This window comes from Rhodoferax sp. PAMC 29310, from assembly GCF_017948265.1.
Classification (GTDB): domain Bacteria; phylum Pseudomonadota; class Gammaproteobacteria; order Burkholderiales; family Burkholderiaceae_C; genus Rhodoferax.
Genome location: NZ_CP072852.1, coordinates 2102263 through 2126260, shown reverse-complemented (window position 1 = coordinate 2126260; position 23998 = coordinate 2102263). Strand labels below are relative to the sequence as shown.

The 23998-nt window shown below is 58.6% G+C and carries 25 protein-coding genes; 12 read left to right on the top strand and 13 right to left on the bottom strand.

Going from position 1 to position 23998, the window contains the following annotated elements:
* Positions 1 to 341: 341 nt before the first annotated feature.
* A complete protein-coding gene (locus J8G15_RS09670; protein ID WP_210547262.1) occupies positions 342 to 821 on the bottom strand; it encodes a GNAT family N-acetyltransferase in 480 nt (159 codons plus the stop codon).
* A 112-nt stretch (positions 822 to 933) separates the two neighbouring features.
* Between J8G15_RS09670 and J8G15_RS09665 the strand changes: the two genes are divergently transcribed.
* From J8G15_RS09665 to J8G15_RS09655, 3 genes are read left to right on the top strand one after another with little or no spacing between them, the layout of a single operon-like run.
* Entirely contained in the window at positions 934 to 1263 is a 330-nt protein-coding gene (locus J8G15_RS09665; RefSeq protein WP_210547261.1) for a cupredoxin domain-containing protein, read from the top strand.
* Positions 1264 to 1283: 20 nt separating this feature from the next.
* Positions 1284 to 2105: an FTR1 family protein gene (locus J8G15_RS09660; protein WP_210547260.1), complete on the top strand. Its 822-nt coding sequence runs from the start codon at positions 1284 to 1286 to the stop codon at positions 2103 to 2105.
* A gap of 25 nt (positions 2106 to 2130) precedes the next feature.
* The gene (locus J8G15_RS09655) at positions 2131 to 2301 is read left to right on the top strand and encodes a hypothetical protein (protein ID WP_210547259.1); all 171 of its coding nucleotides are present in this window, start codon (positions 2131 to 2133) and stop codon (positions 2299 to 2301) included.
* A 15-nt stretch (positions 2302 to 2316) separates the two neighbouring features.
* Here the strand turns inward: J8G15_RS09655 and J8G15_RS09650 are convergent, their stop codons facing one another.
* From J8G15_RS09650 to J8G15_RS09625, 6 genes are all read right to left on the bottom strand, one after another.
* On the bottom strand, positions 2317 to 2625 hold the full coding sequence (locus tag J8G15_RS09650) for an XRE family transcriptional regulator (protein WP_210547258.1): 309 nt from the start codon (positions 2623 to 2625) through the stop codon (positions 2317 to 2319).
* 52 nt (positions 2626 to 2677) lie between these two features.
* Positions 2678 to 2923 carry a hypothetical protein gene (locus J8G15_RS09645; RefSeq protein ID WP_210547257.1) on the bottom strand — a complete coding sequence of 82 codons (246 nt, stop codon included), beginning with the start codon at positions 2921 to 2923 and terminating at the stop codon, positions 2678 to 2680.
* A gap of 106 nt (positions 2924 to 3029) precedes the next feature.
* The gene (locus J8G15_RS09640; RefSeq protein WP_210547256.1) at positions 3030 to 3641 is read right to left on the bottom strand and encodes a DUF1294 domain-containing protein; all 612 of its coding nucleotides are present in this window, start codon (positions 3639 to 3641) and stop codon (positions 3030 to 3032) included.
* A 220-nt stretch (positions 3642 to 3861) separates the two neighbouring features.
* Positions 3862 to 7908, bottom strand: coding sequence for a CHASE domain-containing protein (locus J8G15_RS09635; protein ID WP_210547255.1), 4047 nt, complete (start codon positions 7906 to 7908; stop codon positions 3862 to 3864).
* A 160-nt stretch (positions 7909 to 8068) separates the two neighbouring features.
* Positions 8069 to 8878, bottom strand: coding sequence for a DUF547 domain-containing protein (locus tag J8G15_RS09630; RefSeq protein ID WP_210547254.1), 810 nt, complete (start codon positions 8876 to 8878; stop codon positions 8069 to 8071).
* A 101-nt stretch (positions 8879 to 8979) separates the two neighbouring features.
* Positions 8980 to 9639 carry a TetR/AcrR family transcriptional regulator gene (locus J8G15_RS09625; RefSeq protein WP_210547253.1) on the bottom strand — a complete coding sequence of 220 codons (660 nt, stop codon included), beginning with the start codon at positions 9637 to 9639 and terminating at the stop codon, positions 8980 to 8982.
* Positions 9640 to 9714: 75 nt separating this feature from the next.
* On the opposite strand from J8G15_RS09625, the gene J8G15_RS09620 reads away from it, so the two are divergent.
* From J8G15_RS09620 to J8G15_RS09585, 8 genes are all read left to right on the top strand, one after another.
* The gene (locus tag J8G15_RS09620) at positions 9715 to 10074 is read left to right on the top strand and encodes a DUF1304 domain-containing protein (protein WP_210547252.1); all 360 of its coding nucleotides are present in this window, start codon (positions 9715 to 9717) and stop codon (positions 10072 to 10074) included.
* Positions 10075 to 10259: 185 nt separating this feature from the next.
* Entirely contained in the window at positions 10260 to 11363 is a 1104-nt protein-coding gene (locus tag J8G15_RS09615; protein ID WP_210547251.1) for an NADH:flavin oxidoreductase, read from the top strand.
* Between the two features lie 78 nt (positions 11364 to 11441).
* Positions 11442 to 13121 carry an AMP-binding protein gene (locus J8G15_RS09610; protein ID WP_210547250.1) on the top strand — a complete coding sequence of 560 codons (1680 nt, stop codon included), beginning with the start codon at positions 11442 to 11444 and terminating at the stop codon, positions 13119 to 13121.
* Between the two features lie 329 nt (positions 13122 to 13450).
* Complete coding sequence (locus J8G15_RS22100) at positions 13451 to 13675, top strand: LysR family transcriptional regulator (protein WP_210547249.1); 225 nt, start codon at positions 13451 to 13453, stop codon at positions 13673 to 13675.
* 585 nt (positions 13676 to 14260) lie between these two features.
* Positions 14261 to 15022 carry an SDR family NAD(P)-dependent oxidoreductase gene (locus J8G15_RS09600; protein WP_210547248.1) on the top strand — a complete coding sequence of 254 codons (762 nt, stop codon included), beginning with the start codon at positions 14261 to 14263 and terminating at the stop codon, positions 15020 to 15022.
* A 56-nt stretch (positions 15023 to 15078) separates the two neighbouring features.
* Positions 15079 to 15516, top strand: coding sequence for an RbsD/FucU family protein (locus J8G15_RS09595; protein ID WP_210547247.1), 438 nt, complete (start codon positions 15079 to 15081; stop codon positions 15514 to 15516).
* Positions 15517 to 15574: 58 nt separating this feature from the next.
* Positions 15575 to 15919, top strand: a complete 345-nt coding sequence (locus J8G15_RS09590; protein WP_210547246.1) for a cupin domain-containing protein — start codon at positions 15575 to 15577, stop codon at positions 15917 to 15919.
* A 77-nt stretch (positions 15920 to 15996) separates the two neighbouring features.
* Positions 15997 to 16992 (top strand): iron-containing alcohol dehydrogenase, encoded by a 996-nt coding sequence (locus tag J8G15_RS09585; protein WP_210547245.1) that lies wholly within the window; start codon positions 15997 to 15999, stop codon positions 16990 to 16992.
* 251 nt (positions 16993 to 17243) lie between these two features.
* On the opposite strand, the gene J8G15_RS09580 is transcribed toward J8G15_RS09585, so the two are convergent.
* From J8G15_RS09580 to J8G15_RS09560, 5 genes are all read right to left on the bottom strand, one after another.
* Complete coding sequence (locus tag J8G15_RS09580) at positions 17244 to 18674, bottom strand: MFS transporter (protein WP_210547244.1); 1431 nt, start codon at positions 18672 to 18674, stop codon at positions 17244 to 17246.
* A gap of 27 nt (positions 18675 to 18701) precedes the next feature.
* On the bottom strand, positions 18702 to 19487 hold the full coding sequence (locus J8G15_RS09575) for a PEP/pyruvate-binding domain-containing protein (RefSeq protein ID WP_210547243.1): 786 nt from the start codon (positions 19485 to 19487) through the stop codon (positions 18702 to 18704).
* On the bottom strand, positions 19484 to 20761 hold the full coding sequence (locus J8G15_RS09570; RefSeq protein ID WP_210547242.1) for a PEP-utilizing enzyme: 1278 nt from the start codon (positions 20759 to 20761) through the stop codon (positions 19484 to 19486). Before J8G15_RS09570 ends, J8G15_RS09575 begins: the two co-directional genes overlap by 4 nt.
* Positions 20739 to 21173 carry a hypothetical protein gene (locus J8G15_RS09565; RefSeq protein ID WP_210547241.1) on the bottom strand — a complete coding sequence of 145 codons (435 nt, stop codon included), beginning with the start codon at positions 21171 to 21173 and terminating at the stop codon, positions 20739 to 20741. Before J8G15_RS09565 ends, J8G15_RS09570 begins: the two co-directional genes overlap by 23 nt.
* Positions 21174 to 21855: 682 nt before the next feature.
* A complete protein-coding gene (locus J8G15_RS09560) occupies positions 21856 to 22059 on the bottom strand; it encodes a hypothetical protein (RefSeq protein ID WP_210547240.1) in 204 nt (67 codons plus the stop codon).
* 326 nt (positions 22060 to 22385) lie between these two features.
* Between J8G15_RS09560 and J8G15_RS09555 the strand changes: the two genes are divergently transcribed.
* Entirely contained in the window at positions 22386 to 22571 is a 186-nt protein-coding gene (locus J8G15_RS09555; protein WP_210547239.1) for a hypothetical protein, read from the top strand.
* A gap of 137 nt (positions 22572 to 22708) precedes the next feature.
* On the opposite strand, the gene serA is transcribed toward J8G15_RS09555, so the two are convergent.
* Positions 22709 to 23950 (bottom strand): phosphoglycerate dehydrogenase, encoded by a 1242-nt coding sequence (serA, locus tag J8G15_RS09550; RefSeq protein WP_210547238.1) that lies wholly within the window; start codon positions 23948 to 23950, stop codon positions 22709 to 22711.
* Positions 23951 to 23998 lie beyond the last annotated feature (48 nt).

Genomic DNA, 23998 nt, shown 5'->3' with positions numbered 1-23998 from the left:
CTTCTCCTTGTGTGTTGCGGTCAGGCTTCATTCTGCGTCTAAAGCCGGTGGCGTGGGCCAATTTGTGTAAATTATGAGGGGTGCCGACCTGTCGGTGGTGGCCACCAAGTGCCAGCGCGGTGATCATGTGGCGCCGCAAACCACTCCACAGACAGCATTGCGTTGGCGTCTAAAGGGCGCATCGGAGCGCGCTCTTAGTAGTAGGCGTCGTGTGAATTTGGGTTCAAGCGGGACAGGCCCACCTCCCTCGCACCAGGGGCCTGCTGCTCACACTCCCACTGAGCGCCGCGTTAAAGAGGTGGTTTTTATTGCTAACCCCTAAGTTGAGGCAAGGTAGATAGCTATGTTTTTGATAGTAAATATCTGGCCATGGGAACAAACGCCATGCCGTCGCGCTCAGTCACGGAGCCAGTCGCCGTGAATCCAAAACTCCGATAAGCGTCTTGCCCGGTCAGTGTGGAATTGACTGTGAACGCGTCAGGGTTGCCGGCTGCCAAGGCTGCCGCGTGCACATGCCGCCATAGTGCCCGTCCGACGCCGCGCCCTTGCCAGTCTGGCGCTACAAACAAGTGATACAAGTGGGCGTTGTCGCGCAGACCGGCCACAGCAATCACCTCTTCCTGTGCGCAGGCCACCCAATGGCAAAAGCGCTCGGCCGCGATGAACTCAGCAATCCCGCCAGGCTCAATACTTTGAAGCACCAAATCGGCCCCTTCACCTTGTGCATGAGACAGAAAGTGGATGGAAAGTCCCTTGATCAGGTCGCCAATGGCATCTGCGTCTTCTGTCAATGCCAGGCGAATGTCGATGTGGGAAATCATGAATGTAGGCGGACTGCACATCGCGAAGACAGCAGGGTATTAAAGAAATACAATAGGAATCATTATCATTCAAGTATTCCCCAAGGGATGCTTCAAAATTTAGGATTTGGAAATGAAACGACTTCTCCCATTGCTTCTCTTGTCATTCGGCGCGGTCAGCAGCTTTGCGGCCGTGGACGAGTTCACGCTGACCCTCAAAGACCATGCGTTTGACCAGAAGGAAATCACGATACCGGCCGGGAAAAAAGTCAAGTTATTGGTCGTGAACAAAGATGCCTCCCCGGCTGAGTTTGAAAGCAAGCCGCTGAACCGCGAAAAATTAATTCCTGGCAACGCGACCGCCGTGATCAATATTGGCCCCCTGAAACCAGGCCGCTACCCGTTTGTCGAGGAATACCACGAGAAAGAAGCTGGCGCGCAAGGCACCATCATCGTCAAATAACTCATTGTTGAGGACTTTCCATGTTTGCCGCTGCCCTTATCGTTTTTCGTGAGTCGCTTGAAGCTTCACTGATCATCAGCATCATGCTGGCTGCCACCCGTGGCATGCCGGGGCGAGGGCGATGGATTGTGGGCGGCGTGTTGGCCGGCCTAACTGGCGCGGCGCTGGTGGCCTCCAGCATGGAAGTTATTTCGAACATGGCCAGCGGCATGGGGCAAGAGCTGTTCAGCGTGGGCGTTCTGACAATCGCGGTCGGTATGCTTGCCTGGCACAACATCTGGATGTCGGTTCACGGACGCGAGATGGCGGCCCAGGCGCAAAACGCGGCGCGGGCCGTCAAAGACGGGACGCGCGCGCAATCGGTCATTTTTATCGTGGTGGCCTTGGCCGTGTTGCGCGAAGGCTCTGAAACGGTTTTGTTTCTTTATAGCTTGGCTACGAGCGGCGCCGATGGATTGCGCACCACCGTGTCCGGCGGTCTGACAGGCTTGGCGGGCGGCGCCTTGGTGGGCGGTTTACTTTACGCCGGTCTGCTGCGGGTTCCGCTGCGTTGGTTTTTCTCTGTGACCGGGGTTTTTGTGCTGTTGCTGGCGGCCAGCATGGCGTCGCAGGTGGCTCGCCTGCTGATTCAGGCTGATTTTTTGCCCAGTTTGGGCGCGCCACTGTGGGACACCTCCGCTATCCTGTCCCAGTCAACCCCGGTGGGTACCGTGTTGCACGGACTGATTGGCTATGACGCCCAACCGGCCGGCATGCAAATTGTGTTCTATGTCGTCGTGCTGATTGCGATATCAGTCGGCATGCGGCTGGCCAGACCCAAGACGCCGACTCGGCTGACCTGAATGGCGAATCTCTGCTGAAGTTGCCATGCTGGACAATCAACGTTTCGCAAAAGCCACCCAGTGGCTGCGGCCCTATACGCGCTGGGCCACGCGCTTCTCGCTCAATTCACCTGAGTGGTTACCCGCTTGGGTACGCCATGCACCGCTCAAGTTGTCGGCGCTGATATTACGCGGCTACCACCGCTTTCTGCGCTGACCTTGTTGATTGCGATCAGGCCGTTGCAGCGGCGTTATCGGTGACCGTGTCGGAGGCGGGTACGAGTTCGGCCAAGGCGTACATCGGGTGCTGGTGGGTGAGCAACAGGAACAAGGCGAACACCGGGCCTGGCATGTTGCGCGAGTCAGTCGCGCTTTCCAATGCTTGCCAGGTTCGCGACTGCAAACCGCCCCGGCTGCCAGGCTGCACTGGGTAGCCCATCAACTCAGCCGCCTCGACCTGGCTCAGACCCACCGCCTGTCGGGCTGATTTAAGTGTCAGCCCTTCGGGGCTGGGGAGTTGCATGCGGGTGATTGGGGTCATCGTCGGGTGCTTCAGTCAAAAATGGGTTGAGAGGGCAGTCGATGGTCGTGATTCAAGTAATCTGGAAAACAGTGCGAATCTTTTTCGCGCCTGATTTCTCCTCGTAGACCGCCCATTGCTTGATGCCCTTGACCAAAACCGCGTTGCTGATGTCTTTCACCGGCGACTTGGCCTTGAGCTTGGCCGTGACCCAGTCTTGTACGTGTGGGTAAAACGCGCCTTGCTGACCGGTAGGAATCAGCATCTCTTTTTCTCCGACCTTGCCGGCGGGGGTCACGATGAGTTCAGTGGCAGGCATGGTCAGTGGTTCTCTTTGTTGGGGGGCAGATGCAAATGGTGCGCGACGATTATCGATGTTTGCGAAACTCGGAGGCGGTCACCCGCGCGTCAAACAACACCGCTGATCAGCCCCGCCAGGCATGGACTGTTAGGTAGCTCAATATCAAAAATGCCCCCACGTTCAGCGCAACCGTTCCCCAGAAAGCGGCTCGGAAGGGCGCCTTGGTGGACTTGTGGCGCAAAAGCTGTTGTGCCAGCAAGGCGCCGGGCCAACCGCACAGCAGGCCAAGCAGGTGAAGGATGCTTTCCGGCGTGCGCCAGGCGCCGGATTGTGCGGCCGATTTATCAATCGCGTAGGTGATGAAGCAAATCACGCTCATGGTGACATATGCGACACCAACGGCCAGGGGCACATGCCAGAACAGGGCGCTGGCCATGTACACAAGCAGAAACGCCGGAATGGCAAACAAGGTGGCGCCACCCCATTGGGCCGTTGATGGGCGGCGTGGCGAACGAATGGGACGGGCCGCGCGCGCAAATTGCACGTTTTTGGCGCGTTTTTTTCCATCCCGGTTCACTTCAAGTTCAAACGTCACCGACTGGTTCAGGGCTGGGCGGGTGGCACGGGCAGGCAGGGCGGTGATGTGCAAGAAGATTTCTTGCCCGCCCTGGCAGGGCTCAATAAAGCCAAAGGCGCGGTCGTCATTCCAGGATTTGACTGTGCCTTCGAATCTCATAAGGTGTTCCGGAGTTGTTCTGATTGAAAAGAGGAGACTGTCCACATCATGAATGCGGACCATGCTATCAAAGATGCAGCGCTAGACGGCACAGAAAAACTCACCGACCTTTTGTGGGAGATCCCATCCTTGCGGCGAGAAATCTGGGGCATTCGGGCAGGGGGTAAATCATCCTCGGCGCCGCTGGGAAAGCCCCGCTCAATGGCCACCCAGGTGCTGCTTAGGGCGCGTGCGGTGTCATCAAGGCCTCGCAAAGCGGCAATGCGCTTGCAAAGTCGAGGTTATCCACGGCGGACTGCAAAGGGCCCAGTTGTTGCCCCACCAAGCTGCCAAAACGATGTTGCACATTGGCCATGGCTCGGATGGCGGCCATGTCTGAGTTTTTCAAGTGCTGGGCCAATGCCTGCAGTGCCGCCTGCAAGGCGCTGGCTGCAGGTGGCTCACCGCCAAGCTCGACTGTCGATCCACCGGGTTTTGTCCCCAATTGCAGGGTGCTCAGCAATGCATCCAGTCCGGGAAGCGCGGCGTCAATGGCGGCGCCCACACGCTCTGCAGCGATTCTGAAGTCCGCCGGTGCAACGGCACTGGTCATCATTTTTTCACCAGTGGCGGCCTGTTCCGCCAGCAGGGAGACTCCCATGGTGGCGGCCAGCCCTTTCAAGGTGTGGAGCAGGCGGCCAGCCTCTTTGACTTGCTCTTGCTCGAGGTGGCCATCCAACTGAGCTGGCATGGCTCGCAAATCATCGACAAAAGTACGCAACAACTTTTGATACATCGACTGGTTACCACCCAGGCGATGCAAGGCCGCCTCAATATCTACCTTGGCAGCCTCAGCGGATTGCCGAACCTGCTCAGGCAAAGACACCTCAGTTGGGTCGTTGGCAACGGCGATGGGGGGCCAACCGGCTTGAACGCGCAGTAATTGAACCAAGGTGTTCAGGTCAAAGGGCTTTCCGACATGGTCATTCATGCCGGCAGCCAGGCAGGCTTCCCGGTCTGAACTCAAGGCGTTGGCGGTCATGGCCACAATGGGAAGGGCGCGTAGCTTCATGTCCTCACGGATGACCCGTGTCGCCTCAAAGCCGTCCATCACGGGCATTTGCAAATCCATCAGCACGACATCGAAGGGTATTTTGGCGGTGGCAATGGCATTGACACCGGCCTGCCCATCATTGGCCACCCTGACGAGCGCGCCCTCGCCCTGCAAGAGCTCTCGCGCCACTTGCTGGTTGTTGATGTTGTCTTCCACCACCAGTAAGCGCATGTTGGTCAGGCGTGGGGCATTCGCCATCGGCTTCACTGCGCGGGGCCCTTTGTCGGAGCGACTGGCCTTCAGCACAGTGCTCAACAGCATGTCGGCGGTGACTGGTTTGACCAGAAAATCGTCCACCAGAGCCTGGTCAGACTCGCTTCGCTGGAGCAACGTCTCTCGCCCGGTTCCGGTGACCATCGCAATCACAGTGGTCTTGGCGATCAGGTTTGATTCCCGGATGGCATGAATCGTTTGCCAGCCATCCATGCCCGGCATGCGCCAGTCCACAAAGATCGCCTGATAGGTCGTTCCATTTTGAGCACTGGTTTGCAACAGTTCCAACGCAGCGGAACCGCCTTCGCAGGTATCCGCAACCCAATCCATCGATTGACAGGTGCGTTGCAGTACATCTCTCGCGATTGGGTGGTCGTCAATGATCAATACGCGCAGGGGGTGTGCATGGGCACTTGGCAATGCGTTTGGCTTGGAAGACCGGGGGGCTCCGACGGGCAGTGTGACCGTGAAGAAAAACTGGCTGCCCTGACCTGGCGTGCTTTGCAACTGCAGTTCTGCACCCATCAGCGCCACGAGTCGCTGGCTAATGGCTACGCCCAGACCTGTGCCCCCGAACCGGCGCGTGGTGGAGGCTTCGGCCTGCGTGAAGCCACTGAAAATGCGTGCCTGATTCTCGGGCGCAATGCCAATGCCCGAGTCGCGAACGCTGATGCGCAGTGTGATGGTGTCTTCTTGCTGATGCGCGACCTCAATGGCCAATACGACTTCGCCCTGCTCGGTGAACTTGATCGCATTGCCACCCAGATTGAGCAGGATCTGTTGGAGCCGCATGGCATCGCCCACCAGTTGAGCGGGAAGTTTTGGGTCGATGTCGAACAGCACTTCCACCGGTTTGTTGCCAACGCTGCTCGAAAGAATGACCGACAAATTTTGCAGGATTTGTTCAAACTCAAATGGCTGCGGGTCCAGCGTCATCTTGCCGGCCTCTATTTTTGAGAAATCAAGAATGTCGTTAAGCAGTCTTAACAGAGCTTGGGCAGCGCCTTCGCTTTTGACGGCGTAGTCGGCCTGGCGGGGAGACAGTTCTGTTTTGCGCAGCAAAGTCAACATGCCAAGGATGGCATTCATTGGGGTGAGAATCTCATGGCTCATGTTGGCCAAGAACTGACTTTTGGCCGTCGAGGCTGCCTGCGCCGCGTCTTTTGCATCCACCAAGTCAGTGATGTCGATCCGAAAACCGACGATATGGCCATCAGCCAGCTTGCGCTCCACAATGCGCACCGTTCTGCCGCTGGCATGGCGTTGAATCAAGGTGGCGTTGCCCTCCAGATGGGCCGCAAGGCGCTCTTTCACCCATTCATCGACTCGCCCCACTGCGGCGATGTATTGACCCATTTTGGCGCCGGCGCGGATGATGTGTTCAAACTTTGCGCCAGGCACCATCAGGTGAGCCACTTCCTTGTAGACCTCTTTGTACTTGTCGTTGCACAACACCAGCCTGTCTTGCGGGTCGAACAAAACAAAAGCCTCGTCCAAGGCATTAATGGAGCCTCGAAGGAGCTCCCAGTGTCGAATCGCCTCGGCCTCGCTTTGACGGCGCTGTGTGATGTCGGTGCCGACTTCCATGAAACCCGTCAAATCGCCTTTGGAATCACGTTGGGGTTGAATCTCGATCTCGGTCCAGTATTCCCGTCCTCCTTTGGCCCGGTTAAGTATCTCGACGCGGCAGCTGGTGCCTTTGGCCACCGTGTCGGCCAGGGCGGTGAGCGTTTCGGGGTCGGCCTTGCCGCTTCCGACCAGCTCCCCGGCCGTTTTGCCAATCGCTTCAGCAGCGCTATAGCCCGTCATGCGGGAAAAACCATCATTAATCCAGGTAATGCGCCCCTGTGGGTCAGCGATCGAGACCGCGCTGGAGGTGTGTTTGACCACCTGCGCCAGCCGATCCAAATCGGCAGTCATGTTTTGCGCCAATTGCTCAGCGTGGCGCCGACCACTGCCCTGTTGAAAAAGTAGCAAGGCCAGCATCATGCTGATCATGGTGCCTGATCCGCCCAGCAACCAGGGGGTTGTGTTGCTGGCGGACGCGTCGAAATGTTGGGTGCTATTGACCCGCAGAGTCAGGGTACGCCCTGGCAATTCCAGGGCTCTCAGGGATGTGAAATGACTGAAGTAAGAATTTTTTCCCGCGCCACGCTCGCTGGTTCCGAAAAGATTGGTGCCTTCGGGCTGCCCCATCGCGGAATCAAACAGTTCAAGATTCAACAACCCTGACCTGACATCGGGCAGCTTGTTAAGCAACTCATCAATCACGATGGTGGCAAATACCAGGCCGGTCAGAGCACCTCGCCGCTCTTCAACGCTGGAGGTCGGAAGTCCCTTGTTGAAGATGGGCATGTACATCAAGAATGCCGGGGCCTTTCGGCCGGCCTGCACCAAATCAATGGCCCCGGTGAGCGCTGCAGCGCCAGTGTCGATGGCAAGTTGCGCGCCCGCTTTGCGTGTCACCTCGGACCCATTGTCCAGCCCGAGCGCCCCTGCATTGCGGCTGGCCGGTTCAATGGAGGTGATCACCAGTAATTCGTCTTGGTCATTGTTCCCAAATTGGCGAATTGCGAAATCGGGGGCACCATCCGCGCGCTCAGCTTTGATAAAAGCGTTCAAATTTTTTCGAAGCACGGGCTTGACGAACCCAAATGCGCGTACGCCGGAGTACTCCTCCAGCAAGTCGCGGGCCTCGATGTAGGCGCGAATCTCTGCACGACTGACTTTTTCACTTGCCGAAAACAGCCCTCGCATGCCGTTGAGCCCTTGAAGGGGCTGTCTAAAGCGCTGGGTTACTTCGATGGCAGTTTCTGCGTTGATGCGCTGAAAAGTTCGTTCAGTCTCCCGTTCAATTCGGTTGCTTAACCACCGGGCGCCAATCAAAGACAGCACGCAGCCCAAGATCAACACAACCAGTGCTGGGGCAGCTGCGCGCAGAAGGGGGCGATGTCCGGGCATATGTGTTCTAAATTAATGTCCTTGAGACTACGCTTGAAGATACCCGATTCAGTCGTCGCAGACTAGGGCGAGGCAAATTGAATCTGCAAGAGCCTGCATTCGGGGAGTGATTGCTCGCTCTGACACAGAGGCAACCCAGCCTTAAACCACGATTGGCGTCTTACTGCATGGATTTGGCGTTGAGCTGCCAGTCGTAGTCGAGAAAGCTCACGCTAATGTCACCCGCGCTCAGGCGACTGGCTTGGTCATTGTTCAAGCCGAGGGGCTCGCGGTACAGGGCAAGGAATTGGCCTAACGAGTTGGCCCCCCGCCAGCCTTGTTCAAAACTCCCTGTGTACCACTTGAAGATGCTCGACACTTTCAGCCCATTTCCATCAACCCTGTTGCGTGTTTTGTCGCTCAGGAACAGTCGGGCGGCATCTTCCAACTGGGCATCGAGTTTGCTGGCGACAAAGGCTTCGCCGCGCAGGGCAGGGCAGCCGACGCTGGCGCAGTTGGCGGCAAAGTGAATGCGGGGGTCGTTGTAGCGGCCGGAGCCGCGAATCAGCTTGTGCTCCAGGTCATCCAGCGAGCGGGTTTCGCCCAACAGGGGGATGAACTCTTTCTTGCAGGGCGACGAAAACAGCGAGCCCAGGTCCTTGATGGACTTCAGGTCGGGATAGCGGGTCAGCACCAGTGCCACGGTCCAGGCGTTGTAAGCGTTCAGTAAAAACGCCAGCTGCTCGGGCTTGGCCCAGGCGTCAAAGGTGGCGCGAGGCACGGCCGAGATGCTGTCCAGATACTGTTTAAAAGAGGCATTTTCTCGCGCTATGCCGGCGTAATCCAGCTGACTGGCTTGGCCGCCGCGCAAGGGTTGCACGTGTTTTTTGAGCAGGGCGTCCCACTTGGAATGCTCAAAGGCGGCGAAGGCGGGGAGGCTGATGGACGCGCCGATCAAAGACGCAAGAACGAGGCGGCGGGAAATAAGCATGAAGACTTTCTATGGGTATCTGGGTGGAGACGTGTATCAGCTCGCGCCATCCTGCGCCTTGCTGAATCCTGCCCCCATTGGTCCGCCAAGACAGCTGTTTCTTACAGCGACGGTGGGGCTCGCAGGCCGGCCAGCATGGCGTGCAACAGTGCTCGCGTGTCTTGCAGCGCAAGGGTGGCGTCACGCGGGTCGTCGGCCAGTGCCTCTGTGGCGCCGTAGAGCAGACCCAAAATGACTCGCGCCCGCAGCCGAGTGTCGCCGGGCAGCAAAATTTCCAGCGCCTGCAGTTGACCCACGGTTTGCATCATGGCGCCCAGGCCTTGGCGCTCTCGTATGTCGAGCCAGCCCTGGGTGCCGAGCACGGCGGGGGCGTCGATCAGGCCAATGCGCCGTGCTTGCACGTCTTGTCCGGCTTGCAAAAAGGCGTCCACGGCGGCTAAAAATGCGCCCCAGGCGTCCGCCCCGCTGGCCAGTGCGCGGTCTCGGGTTTGAGTGGCGAGTTTCACCAAGCCGGCGTCCAATTCCTCTGCCACAGCGGCAAACAAGCCCTTTTTGTCGCCAAAGTGATGGTAAATCGCGCCCGTGGTGACGCCAGCCATGCGGCAAAGTTCACCCAAAGCGGTGGCCTCAAAGCCCAGTTGCCCAAATAGCTGGCGACCTGCTGCGCGCAGCGCCGCCTGGGTGGCTTCGGCATTGAGCTTGCGACCGTCCGTGACGCGGGGTGGAGTGTCGGCTTGTCTCAGGGGTGACTTGTGTTGCATAACGTAATTATGTATTCTCCAGCATCTTGCCCTATTGAGGCAAGTTTGACCTGTTTGTTTCTCAAGGACTTTTCCATGGCCCACGTCGCCCAATTCTTTGCCGCTCTGCTGCTCGCCCTTCATGTTTACATCGTGTTGCTGGAAACCGTGCTGTTCAAAACCCGGGGCCGCAAAGTATTCGGCATCAGCAAGGAACACGCCGAGATCATGGCACCTGCCATGTCGAATCAGGGGTGCTACAACGGTTTTTTGGCCGCTGCCTTGGCGTGCGGGTTTTTGCTGCCCGACCCCGCCACGGCACAGGCATTCACGGTGTACGGCATGGCGTGCATCGCGGTGGCCGGTGTGTGGGGTGCGCTGACGGTGACGGTCCGCATCCTCTTTGTGCAAACTGTGCCCGCAGTGCTGGGTTTGCTGGCTTTGTACCTCGCCTAGGCCGGTCATTTAATGTGGAGAAAAGGATTCTGGCGCCATAACTGCCTGCAGAGTTCGCTATTGATTTGATAGTGAATGAAGGTGACGACCCAATCACTTGGGTGACAGCGCATCACAGCCAGAGCGAGGGCGTTCCCGTAGACTGGCAGCTAGTTGCAACCCAGTTTTTCCGGAGTTTTTGCCCCATGTCTATTATCTCGCCCCTGTTTCAGCCCTTCACGCACAAGTCCCTCAAGTTATCCAATCGCATCGTCATGGCCCCCATGACACGCTCGTTCTCGCCCGGAGGCGTGCCCACACCCGAGGTGGCCGAGTACTACCGCAAGCGGGCCGCTGCAGCCGTGGGCCTCATCGTGTCTGAAGGCACGGTGGTGGAACGCCCGGCCGCGTCAAACGACCCCAAGGTTCCCCGCTTTTGGGGTGAGGACGCGTTGGCAGGTTGGCAAAACGTGATCAATCAAGTGCACAGCGTGGGGGGTGTCATGGCGCCTCAGCTCTGGCACGTGGGCGCTGTGCGCAACCCCCGCACCGACTGGGTGCCGCCACAGCCCTGGGACTCTCCGTCGGGCTACTCGCGGCCGAACAAACAGTTTTGTGAACCCATGACGGACGAGGCGATTGCCGACGCCATTGCCGCGTTTGCACGCGCCGCAGGTGCAGCCAAACGCCTGGGCTTTGAGGCCATTGAACTGCATGGCGCCCATGGCTACCTGATTGACCAGTTTTTCTGGGATGGCACCAACCTGCGCAACGACCGCTTCGGCGGCAGCAGCTTGGTGGCGCGCGGTCAATTTGCCGCCGAGATTTTGAAGGCTGTTCGGGCTGAAGTGGGGCCTGACTACCCCGTCATCATTCGTCTGTCGCAGTGGAAGCAGCAGGACTACGCTGTGCGCATGGCCCAAACGCCGGACGAGATGGCCGCCTGGTTGCAGCCATTGGCCGACGCGGGCGCCGACATCTTTCACTGCTCGCAGCGCCGCTTCTGGGAGCCCGAGTTTGAAGGGTCTGACCTGAACTTTGCCGGCTGGGCCAAGAAACTCACCGGCTGCCCGACCATTACCGTTGGCTCCGTGGGCTTGAGCGGTGAGTTTATTGCCGCGTTTGGTGGCGAGTCCTCACAGCCCGCCTCGCTGGACGAGCTGATGCGACGCTTCAACCGGGGTGATTTTGATTTGGTAGCCGTTGGCCGCGCCTTGATCAGTGATCCAGACTGGGTGCTGAAGGTGCGCGATGACCGCTCGGCCGAATTGTGCAATTTTTCACCCGCCGATCTCGCCACCTTGGTCTGATCTACTTAGCGACAGTAAGGGCTTCTTGATTCTCAAATGTTTAGGTATCCTGTGGAGATAACTACAGGAGACAACATTTTGACAACACAGAAACTGATGCTGGACTATGTTTTTGAACATGAGGACAACCACGCAGACGCCGTCTACCTGACCCAGCCCACGGGCGGTGGTCAGGTGGTGGACTACACCTGGCAACAAGTGATGGACCAGTCCCGCCGCATGGCCACGCATTTGAAGGCACAGGGATTGGAGCCAGGTGCACGTATTGCGATACTGTCAAAAAACTGCGCCCACTTTATCATGTCGGAGCTGGCCATCTGGCTGGCCGGTGGCACCACGGTGGCCATCTTCCCGACGGAGACCGCCGAGACCGTGAAGTTTGTGCTGGAGCACAGCGGTGCCAGCCTTTTGTTTGTCGGCAAGCTCGACACCTGGGAGCAACAGCAACCTGGCGTGCCCGCTGGCATGCCCTGCATCGCCTTGCCCCTCGCACCCAAGACCAATTTCGAGACCTGGGACGCTATCACCGCCCGCACCGCGCCGTTGGCCGGCAAGGTGCAGCGCCCCGGTACTGACATTGCCATCCTCATGTACACGTCTGGCTCCACTGGGCAGCCCAAAGGCGTGATGCACAACTTTGAGCGCATCACCCGTGCCAGCGAGTTCATCGTCAAAGACGTGGCCGAGCGTTTGGCCGGCCGCACGGAAAACCGTTGCCTGTCTTACCTGCCGCTGGCTCACGTTTTTGAGCGGGCCTGGGTAGAAGGCGCCTCGCTAGTGGACGGCAAAACCCATGTTTATTTTGCCGACTCCCTGGACACTTTTTTGCAGGATCTGAACCGCGCCCGGCCCACCACCTTTATCTCGGTGCCTCGCCTGTGGCTCAAGTTCCAGCAAGGCGTGTTCTCCAAAATGCCGCCGAAAAAACTGGACAGGTTGCTCAGTATTCCCATTTTGGGTCGCATTGTGGGCCGCAAGGTGCTTAAAGGTCTGGGGCTGGACCAGACTTTGCTGGCGGGCAGTGGCTCTGCCCCCATTCCGGCGGAGTTGATCTCTTGGTACCGCCGTTTGGGCCTGAACCTCAACGAGGGTTACGCCATGACGGAAGACTTTGCCTATTCGCACAACTCCACCCCCGCCATCAACGCCCCTGGCTGCGTGGGCGTGCCCATGCCCGGGGTGCTGGTGCGAATCAGCGATGAGGGTGAAATTCTGATCAAGTCCCCCGGTCAAATGGTGGGTTACTACAAGCGCCCCGACCTCGATGCTGAAGTGTTCACCGAAGACGGTTATTTCCGCACCGGCGACCAGGGTGAGCGCCGTGCCGACGGCCTGCTCAAAATCACCGGGCGGGTGAAGGAACTGTTCAAGACCTCCAAAGGCAAGTATGTGGCACCCGCGCCCATTGAGAACCGCCTCAATGCCCACGCTTTGATCGAAATCAGCCTGGTTTCCGGCGTGGGACAACCTTCTGCCTACGCCATGGTCGTGTTGGCTGAGCACCTGCGCCCCAAGCAGGGTGACGCCGCCTTCCGGTTGGACGCAGAAGCGCAGCTCGCCCAGTTGCTCAAAGACATCAACGCTGAGTTGGCGGACTATGAGAAGTTGCAGATGATCGTCATTGCAAAAGAGCCATGGACGATTGAGAACGGCTCGCTCACCCCGACCATGAAGATCAAACGCAACCGCATCGAGAGCGATGTGAGCCCCAAACTCGAAGCCTGGTACGCCGGACGCGCCAAGGTGCAGTGGGCTTGATGGATTGAATTGGGAAAGCCGGGGCGGGACGTGAAATTCTGTCCCGGTTTCTCTCAAGTGCGTTTGTTCCGCATCCAGGCCAGCATGGCGCCCAGCGCGATTAACGCCAAATCAAGCAGCAGGCCAACAAAGTCGCTTGCCAACTGGCTCATGCTTTCCCTTGGTCTGCAAACAGGTAGCCGTGCGAGTTTGCCCTGTAGTTTCTCAAACACACTGAATGCTGCATGCGGATGAGTATCAAAAACTGTCATAGTCGAAGGTAACGTCAAAAAGTCGAATACAAAAAAGTGTCGGGAAGCTTTGAAACTAAACAAGTTTGAGGAGGGGGAATGAAGAGGCTCTCTTCTCTCAATGCGATCAAGGCTTATCGCAAAGTCGCCGAAGTTGGTGGAATCTCCGGGGCTGCAGCCCAGCTTCATGTTTGCCAAAGCGCCGTAAGTCGCTTCATTTCTCTTCTTGAAACCGAACTCGGTGCCCAGTTGTTCCATCGAAAAGAAGGCTTCATACTGACCAGTGCGGGAAAAACCTTCTATGAGCACGTTTCAGATTCTTGAAGAGGGGGTTCTTCGCCTTGGAAAAGAACAAGCACTTCATCTAGCACCTCACTGCGCACATTGATGGTTTGCACCACATGCCGGTCGGGCCAGGGTAGCCGGTGCGCGATCGAGCCTTTGCCGCCCATGTTCCCGCCTGCGATGCCTTCAGCCAAGAAGTGCAGGCAATTTTGACTGGGGGCGTGTCGGGACCCGGGGCAATTAGTGTGGCCAAACAGCGGTTTTAAATGGTTTTCCCTCGCTTTTAAGGGGGAAGAAAATGTCAGTGCATCGTTACACAAAAGACCTGTAAAACGTTACACTAACTTTTTTTGATGAGCATGATGCAGTTCATGCGCAGCAAGAAGTGAGCAGGAGACGGTTTCAGTGGCTCTTTTTCGGCCTTGGCCTCAGTGCTGCCTACTCAATTCGCACGATCTGCGGCCTATCGATGAAAGCCATCATTCGGCCGGTGTTCAAGAACCAGGTCAATGGCTTGAATGATGGGTTGGTGGTCGCTTTTTGCGTCCGCCTGAACGGCTGGGTAGCCAATGGCGATGAGCAGCTGCCTGCCAGTAAGACACTTAATTTTTGGAGATTCGAACAATGGGACAACTTGTTGGAAAGCGCGCTTTGGTCACCGGAGGCGGGCAGGGAATTGGCCGGGCCATCGCAGAAGGCCTGCTTCGCTCAGGCTGCGATGTGGCCATCAACTACTACTCAGATGAAACCGGCGCTCAGGAAGTGTTGGCTCTGGCCAAGTCTCTCGGACGCAAGGCTGAATGTTTTCAGGCCGATCTGACTCAAGAGGCCGCAGCGGTGGCCTTGGTTCGTGATGCTGTCGGCTTCCTTGGCGGACTGGATGTGCTGGTCAACAACTCAGGCGGCCTAGTGGCGCGCAAGGCGCTGGGCGAGGTTGACCTGGCCTTCTGGCAAAAAGTCATTGACGTCAACATGACCACCATGATGCTGGTCACACGGGAAGCCGTTCCGCATTTGGCCCAGGCCAATGGCGCTTCAATCGTCAACATCTCCTCGTTGGCGGGAAGAAAGGGCGGCCATGGCGGGTCTTTGGTGTATTCCATGACCAAAGGCGCCGTCCTGACCTTCACCCGCGCCTTGGCCAATGAACTGGGGCCACAGGGTATTCGCGTGAATGCGGTCGCGCCGGGGTTGATTCTTGGCACCACGTTTCACAACACCCACACCACCAAAGCCTCTGCTGACGAGACCGTCAGGGGCATTCCGCTGGGCCGCGCTGGCGACATTGAGGACATCGCCCGACCCGTGGTTTTTCTCGCATCGGAGTACGACGGATTTGTCACGGGCGCCACGCTTGACATCAATGGCGGCGTTTACTGCGCCTGATTTCGCTGCCAACGTCCTTGCTGTGAGCGAGGAGGGCGGCGCTTCCAAGGATTCACATGCTCAAAACGAAACTATTGCACCCCGAGATTTTGCGGGTACTGGCCAGCTCAGGCCATTTCTCCCAGATTCTGATCGCCGACGGCAACTACCCCTTCGTGTCCCGCTCAGGTGCCGGCGCTACCAAGGTGTTTCTCAACCTGATGCCCGGCATCCCCAAGACCACGGATGTCCTTGAGGCACTGCTTGAAATCACCCCTTTTCAAGACGCCGTGGTCATGCAGATTCCCAATGGTGAGAAAGCACTTGTTCATGAGGAATACCGGACGATGCTGCCGCCAGACATTGAGATCAGGAGCCTGGAGCGCCAGGCGTTTTACGACGCGGTCTGCTCGCCACTAACTTCGCTGGTCATTGCCACCGGCGAAACCCGCCGCTTTGCCAATTTGTTGCTGACCATTGGCGTTGTCAAGCTCGAACAAAGCGAGCGCTATTGACGCGCTGGCGTCGGCGTCAAACCCTCACAACCGAAACCAATTACCCAAAGACAGAACCATGGCAACCAGCGACGTTTTTTTCTCAGACCAGCAGACGACTCTGGATGAGTTGGAAGCCGGCAAGACCAGCCGGAAAATGCGCGCCCGAGGTGGGGACCTCATGATGGTCGAGGTGTTCTTCAAAGCTGGCGCGATCGGTTATGAACATGAGCATCCTCACGAGCAAATGTGCTACTGCCTGTCCGGAGAGTTTGTCTTTTCCGTTGGAGCCGAGTCGAAAACAATCATCGCGGGGGACTCGGTCTATGTTCCGGCATCGACCCCGCACGGCGCGATCTGTATCCACGAAGGCCGTCTGCTCGACATCTTTACCCCTCAGCGTGACGATTTTCTGACCCGTTGAGTGCCCTTAAAGCACTCAGCCATCTCACCATTCATTCAATTTCAGTTTTACCAAAGGCACACCATGACTCCCTTCGAATGGAATTTCCCCACAAAATTTGCTATGGCCCTGGTCGTATCAAAGAAGCCGGAACCATCGCCGCCGCTTATGGCAAAAAGGCGATGATCGCCACCTATGCCAAAGGCACACCGCTGGATCCGATTGTTGATGCCGTCGAAGCGTCGCTCAAGGCCGCAGGCCTGGAGGTGGTTGTTTTTACGGGCATCGAGCCCAACCCCCGCGCCCAAACCATTGACAAAGCAATCCAGCAATTCGTCGACGAAAAGTGCGACATCGTCATTGCCCTCTGCGGCGGCAGCGTCATCGACGGCGCCAAGTATATTGCTGCAACGGCCTTCAGCGGTGGCAAGTCGTGGGACTACGTGGTGCTGGGGAGCCGCGTCCCGCGCGATTACACCGGGTCGTTTCCCATCATCTCGATTCCGACCGTTTCAGCCGCAGGTTCAGAAACCAATGCCGGCGGTGTGATTCAAAACGCGGAAACGAACGAAAAAAGCTTCTCGCGCTCGCCCTATCGCATTCCCAAAGTGGCGATCATTGACCCGGAGATTCTGACATCCTTGCCCTTGAAACTCACAAAGGAAAGCTGCATCGACATCTTCTCGCACTTGATCGAACACTACCTGTCGAATTCAGCTGAATCCGAGTTTGCAGATCGCATGACCGAAGGCATGATTCTTTGCCTGATGGAAAACTTCGACAAGATTCTTCTGAACCTGGAAGACACTGAAGCCCGTGGCCAGTTGGCGCTGTGCGCCTCTTTTGGCTGGTCCGGTCTGCAGGCTTTGGGGCGGGTGGGTTCCATCCCCATGCACTCCATTGAAATGCCCTTCCTCATCGCTGGGAAAAACTGGCCCGTCGCTGCTTTGGGGTCACCGAAGCGAACGACGCCATTGCCGAAAAAATGTTGTCTGGCAAGGTCGTCAAATGGTTCAAACGCACAGACAGTTACCTCACCCTGTCCGATGTCGGTATCCCGGCAGACAAATTTGAAGCCATGGCTGACGACGTGATTCGTATGTTCCCGATTGCTGGCACCAACACCACAGCGGGCGCACGCCCCATTTCTAAAGAAGACATCGTCAAGATTTACGATCTTTGCAAATAGGCACGTGGTCGGACCATAGGGCGGGTCAAAAAAAGGCTTCCCGGCAAGCCATCTCTCAGCACGAGGGATGGCTTGCCGAAATGCAAAATCCGGCTGACCCTCGCTCTAGTGTTCCTCGGCACCTGAAACGGGGTGCTCTCCCAAGTCGCTAGCCTTTCAGATCCGAGTGGCATCCGTCGTTGAGCCGCCTGGCGTGGCGGCAGGACCGGATCCGGCACCTCCCACCGCGGCCGGCGTGTGTCCCAGTATCAACCAGGCAAGGGCCAGAGCCATGGCCAGGGCCATGGCGAACAGGATCGCACTGTGCTGATGGGCGGCAAGCAGGCTTTCATTGGCGACCATCGCGCTCACGGTGGCCACACCAGCAATGCCGCCCAGATAGCGCACGGTGCTGGACACCCCAGAGGCCATGCCACTTTCGTTGGGTTGGGCAACCGCCATCAGCGCAGCGTTGGCCGCAGGCGTCGTGAGGCCGAGACCCAGGCCCAATGCCATCAACGCGGGCACGGCGTCGTTGACGCTATTCAAGGTGCCCAGCGCCATCAGTAGCCCCCCGGAAAACGCCACCATCGTGCCCGCGAGAGCGGCCCTGCGCGTGCCAAATTTCCCGGCCGCACTGCCTCCCACAACCGAGCCGATCACCATGGCCATCGTCAATGCAATCAGGGCGCGTCCAGACTGCGCCGAGCTTGCTCCAAACACGGTGGAAAAGACCACGGGAAGTTCAAAAAGCAATGCGTACATGGCAAAGTTTTGCAACCCGATGATCAGGCTGCCCGCCGCGAAAGCGCGGCGTTTGAAGAGCGCCAAATTAACCACTGGATCTGCAGCACGGCGCTCCCACCAGGCAAACCCAAGCAGCAAGCCCACGCCCGCGGCAACCGTGGGCAGCCACCATACAGCACTTCGCGCACCCGTCACGGTCAGCCCCAGCCCGGCCCCCAACAGTGCACTGCCCATCAAATCAAACCGACTGCTTGCGCGCAGAGCCGGCGCTTGCGCCAGCGTGGAGCCACGACCTAAGCTAAGGGCCGCCGCAATCGTCAGGGGAACGATGTTGACCAGGAACAGCGCCGGCCAACCAAAACGCGCCGCAATTTCTCCCCCTGCCAGTGGCCCGATGGCAGCCGACAAACCCATCACCGCTCCAAACATGCCAAACGCCCGGACGCGCTGGTCTTCCGGCAGGCGCACACGAGCCAGCGCCATGGCGGCCGGCACGATCATGGCGCCGCCCACGGCCATGAGCACCCTCGCTGCCACCAGCAACGGCAGGGCGCTGGCCAGAAATCCCAATACGCTGCCAATCGCGAACAGGCCTTGCCCCAAGGCCAGAACGCGTGCGTGACCCCACCGGTCGCCCATCTTCCCCGCCGGGCTCAGCGCAATGATGTTGATCAGAAGGTAACTGCTCACCAGCCACTGAATAAGAGCGCTGGGTTCCGCTGCCAAGTCGCGCCCAATGGCGGGAATCGCCACCGCAATCATGGTGGAGTTTAGCGGCACCAAGCCCACGCTGCACGCCAACACCAGCATGTCGCGCCGGCTCAAGGGCGTACTCACGGCGGCGATCACGGGTGCATTCATTGAGCGCCAGACCGGGTGATCAAGCGATCACTGCAGCAAAAACAGCTGGCCCCCCGCAAAAGCAAACTCGATATCGTGCGGTCCGGGGCCGTGATGTTGTTCACATTGGCGCGCCAGCGCGTTCAGTGCCATGAGGTGGTCGTCATTCAGGCACAGGGCCGATACCAACTCCGGCGCTACCGCGCATTCGGCAGTGCCACCGGCCGGCTGGGACCGAATGGCAATGTCTTTTTCACCGGCGCTGCGCTCCAAAATCTTTCCGCTGCGTGCCACGCGGTATCGGTCGGGCGTCACCAACCCTGCCACCACTATTTCGCCCAAGCCCCAGGCGGCTTCAATCACCCGCTCATCGTGGCCGTCCATCGGGTTGCAGGTAAACATCACGCCGGCCATGTCTGATGCCACCAGTTGCTGAACCACGATGGCCATTCGCGGCGCATCCAGGAGGCCCAGTCTGTTGCGGTAGCTTGCTGCGCTGGCGGTTTGTCCTGAGGCCCGGACCTGGCAAACGGCCTGCTTCAAACTTTCGTCGTTGCGCACATCAAGCACCGTGTCGTGCTGGCCCGCAAAACTGGCGTGCGCGCCGTCTTCTCCTACCGCAGACGAGCGCACCGCCACGGCCTGCAGCGCCATCAAGCCGCTAAGTGCGGCGTCAAATGCCGAAACATCGCCCAGGGCAATGGCGTCCACCTCGTCCACACTGAGCGCAAACCCCGGCGGAACCGGCTGTCCGGCGCGAAGCGAAGCCCCCAATTGCACCGCCTTGCCACCAAAGACGCTCGCATCTTTGGTTTGGGCGAGAGGGGTGGTCATGCCAGCACCGTCACCTCACCCGTCGCGCCGTCCACGCGCACTCGTGCGCCGTCCTTGCAAGCATCGGTGGTGCCGACGACGGCCGGTATGCCGTATTCCCGCGCCACGATGGCCGCGTGGAAAAGCTGGCCGCCGCGGTCCGTCACGATCGCTCCGAGCAGGGGCAGCACCACGTTGAAGTACGGCGATGTGGAGCGCGTCACCAAGACATCGCCTTGCTGAATGCGCCCAAATTCGGATTCATGGTTGACCACCCGGGCGATACCTTCATAGACCCCCGGGCTCACGGACAGTCCTTTGACGGACTGGGTGGTGCTGTGCGATTCATGCGCAATGAACATCGTGCCCAAAAACGTCCCAATGGCCTGATCAGCTCGCCGCCCTTTCTCCGGCAGCCATGCCGATGGCGGCGGTGGCGACGGTGGCGCGCCCAGCCAAACGGGAATGTCGGGATCGGACGAAGTTTTTTCTTTTCGCCAGGCGGCCCGCGCGATCAGTTCGGTGTCACTGGGGCCGGGCTTTCCCGCGAGCAGCGCAATAATCTCGTCAAGCGACGCGTCATAGGCGGAGTCGGCGGAGGCAAAAGTTCCGCGTGCCACCAGTCTGCGTCCGGCTTCGCCCAGCGCGCGCCTGGCAATGCCGACCGCCCATCCGTCAGAGTAGTGCCCGCGTTCGTCCCGCAGCCGGTTGATGAAAACAGCCTCCTCCAAAAGCGCATCGAAACTGGCTTGATGCTCCGCGGGGACCGCATTGCGCAGTGTTGAAATTCTGTCCTGCGTCAACCTGGCATCGTTTGAAGTCGCCCCTTCGCCCTTCACTGCGGATTGAATGGTGCGGACGATGAGCTCGGGCATTTCCCCCAGACTTTTTGCACACAGGTCGTAGCCAAAGCAACGCACCTCCACCAGGTCGAGGTAGGCTTTTAGAGGCGAGGCGATGGTCGGGTGCGCCTGCAGGGTCTTGATGATGGCACTGGCCGATTCGGGCCCGTTCAAAATGGCATGCGCTTCAGCATTGGCGTTCAAAGCGGACGCCAGCGCAGCAAGTTCTGCTTTGGCGACACCCAGAGAGACGTCTGAAGAGCCACGCAAAACCTGCAAAAGCTCTCCGGCGGGTTTTCCGGTCCATTGGATCAGGTGAGCCAAAAAATCCCCAATGGGAAGCGTGGCGGTGACGGTGAATTCGTGATGCTGGCGAACCATGTCGCCCAAATGGGCATGTGTGTCACGAATGTGAGAGACCAAAGCGGCGTCATCGACGCTTACTGAAGTCAACGGATTGAAGCTTCAGGTGTTTGGCGATGGCGGCTGGTTTGACGTCGCGGTCCCAGCGGGCGAGGTCTTCACGCCAGAACTTCCCAGTCATGGCCTGATGCGACGTCTCGATACGACGCCGAAACTTTGGCACCACGCGAGTCAACAGCTGCAGAATGATTTTGGGCGGCGGGCCTTTTGCGTCTGCTGGTGCCCCGAAACCAACTGCTTTCAGGTAGTTGAAGCCGTTGACAAAAGCGGGTTCCAAATGATTCAGCATCAATCCATAGCGCTCTGCACTGGTTGCGAATCCCTTGGCGAAACCGTTGATTACCGCTTCCTGGGTAAATCGTGTGACCGGTCGGCTCCAATGTGTCGTGTCGAGCTCCCAGGAGACTGGACCGGGCGGTTTAAAGGCGATGGATTGAGTCATCTGGACGTCCCCCATTCGTGATATGTAGGTCTCAGTGAAGCTGCTTTGCTTTGCTGGGCTGCCGAGGCCGACTTCGAAAGTACTCCTTATGTGATCCTGATGTCAATGAGTCAGCAAAAAATAAAACGGCTTAGGCGGGGGCTACCAGGAGATATATCAAAAATGATTCAGAAATGGATTCGCCTGACGCAGCACGCCGCCATCTTTCGCCAACCATTTCTTCCTTCAGACCTTCAGACCTTCAGACCTTCAGACCTTCAGACCTTCAGTTGAGCATTGAGTGGAACTCTTGAACCATTGCCATGGTGCGCCGAAGGTCGCCCAGGCGCAGCGTCACAGACTGGTGACGTCACACATTTGCCAGCAAGTTTTTCATCGTTGCCGCGACCAATGGAAACGTCCGCCCACTCGGGGCAGATTCGCTCTCGTTTCTCAGCGCAAGCGCGGTAAGTCACGGACAAGCATAAAAGGAATTTCATGGGCCTTGTTGTCGCCCTATTGATGGGGTTGGGGGTGTTACTGGCGTGGCCATGGCCGTTTGAGGCGCTGGGTCGTTGGCGAGCGTCGCCTTAGCGGGCGGGCACCGTTGCTTCGGGCTTGATGCTGGGCGGCTTGTGGAACAGCGGCGGGGTGGGGCCGCTTTGGTCCCGTTCGCGCCTTCTACAAGCCCATCAAGTCCGTGTCAGGCGTACAGGTCGTTGGCTTGCCAGCCTGCTTCATCTTGTACGCTGTGGCATTGGTGCGGCTCAACTTGGGCTGAGCCTTGCCGCTCGCCCACGTCTCTGGCTTTAAATCCCGCGCCGCGCACTTCCAGCCGCACTTCGTCCTGAATCTCGCCGCGTTCGTTGGTGATCGGCACCACGTGCCGGCCGGGCCAGGGCTGCAAGGGGCGACAGGGCCTTTGGCGAAGACTTTGCCGTCCGTGACCCAGCGCAGATTTTTGCCATCGGCCATGAAGCGCACCCGTTGGTGACTGGGGGAATGTCGGGGTCTAGGGCGATGATCGTGCCAGTGTTGGGGTTAGTGCTGCGGGCCAAGACCTGAGGCGAATTTTTTAAAACTTTTGAGCCTCTGGCGCCCGCACCATAGGTGGGAGTAGCTTCTGTATTGATAGCAATTGAACTGTTCGGCACCGTGAAAAAAAGCATTCCTGGCGCGCGGCCTCGGCCGGCTCGGTAGTGCCGTGGGGCCGTGTAGCCCTCTGCCTACGCCATGGTCGTGCTGGCCGAACACCTGCGCCCCAAACAACGCGACGCCTATAGGCTGGACGCCGGAGCACAGCGCACCCAGTTGCTCAAAGAAATCAACGTCGATCAGGCGGATTTTGAACAGCTTCAGATGATCGTCATTGCCAAAGAGCCGTGGTCGATTGAGAACGGCTCCCTCACCCGACCATGAAGATCAAACTCAACCGCATCGAAAGCGACGTGAGTCCCAAGCTAGAAGCCTGGTACGCCGGGCGCTAGGGCTCAGCGGGATTAAAAGGCCAGGCGGCGCCAGCACAGGCGGGCCCACCTGTTCTGAAACTGCTGGTATCAATACAAGATGCGGCAGCGAATCGTGTGCGACACGCCGCAAAGCTGATCGAGCGCCGACTGACTGGCAGCACTGTCCACATCGATCACCACATAGCCAACGCCCTCGTTGGTGCTCAGGTACTGCGCCGCGATGTTGATGCCCGCCGCCGACAGCAGCTCGTTGACCTGCGCCAACACGCCGGGCACGTTGTGGTGAATGTGCAACAAGCGGCTGCGCCCTGCGTGCCCGGGTAGCGCGACTTCGGGAAAGTTGACGGCCGAGGTGGTGGAGCCATTGCTGCCGTAACGAATCAGCTTGGCGGCGACTTCGGTGCCAATATTGACCTGCGCCTCCAGCGTGGAGCCACCAATGTGCGGCGTCAATATGACGTTGTCAAAGCGGCTCAAAGGTGAGGCAAAAGCCGAGTCATTTCCTTGCGGCTCAACCGGAAACACGTCAATCGCCGCGCCATGCAGGTGTCTGCTCTCCAGCGCGGCGGTCAGCGCGTCGATATCGACCACGCTTCCGCGCGACGCGTTGATCAGGTGGCTGCCCGGCTTCATGGCCGCCAGTTGCGCCGCGCCAATCATGAGGGTCGTTTCCGGTGTCTCGGGCACATGCAGACTGACGACATCCGCCGTGTTCAGCAGGGCTTCCAGGCTGCTCATGGGCTGCGCATTGCCCAAGGGTAATTTGGCCTCGATGTCAGAAAAAACCACGCGCATGCCGAGTTGTTCGGCGAGCACGCCAATTTGAGTTCCGATGTGGCCATAACCAATGATGCCCAAGGTCTTGCCACGCACCTCATAAGAATCGGCCGCGCTCTTGACCCAGCCACCACGGTGGAGGATCGCGTTTTTTTCAGGAATGCCACGCATCAGCATGATGATCTGCGCCAGCACCAGCTCGGCGACGCTGCGGGTGTTGGAAAAAGGCGCGTTGAATACCGGAATGCCCAGTCGCATCGCCTCTCTCAGGTCGACCTGATTGGTACCGATGCAAAAGCAGCCGACGGCCACCAGGTGCGTGGCGTGCTGAAGAACTTCGGAGGTGAGTTGGGTGCGTGAGCGCACGCCGACAAAGTGGGCCTCCGCCATCGCGTCCCGCAGTTCACTGCCCGAAAGGGCTTTGGCATACGTCACGATGCGCGTGTAGCCCGCCTGCTGCAAGGCTTCGACTGCCGAGGGGTGAATGCCCTCAAACAACACGGCTTGTAGTTGGTTTTTGGCGGCGGATGAATTGATGGATTGCTGGATCATGAAAGGCTCGGTGAGGGGGCAATGAAATCGGTGCAGCGCGAGGGCTTG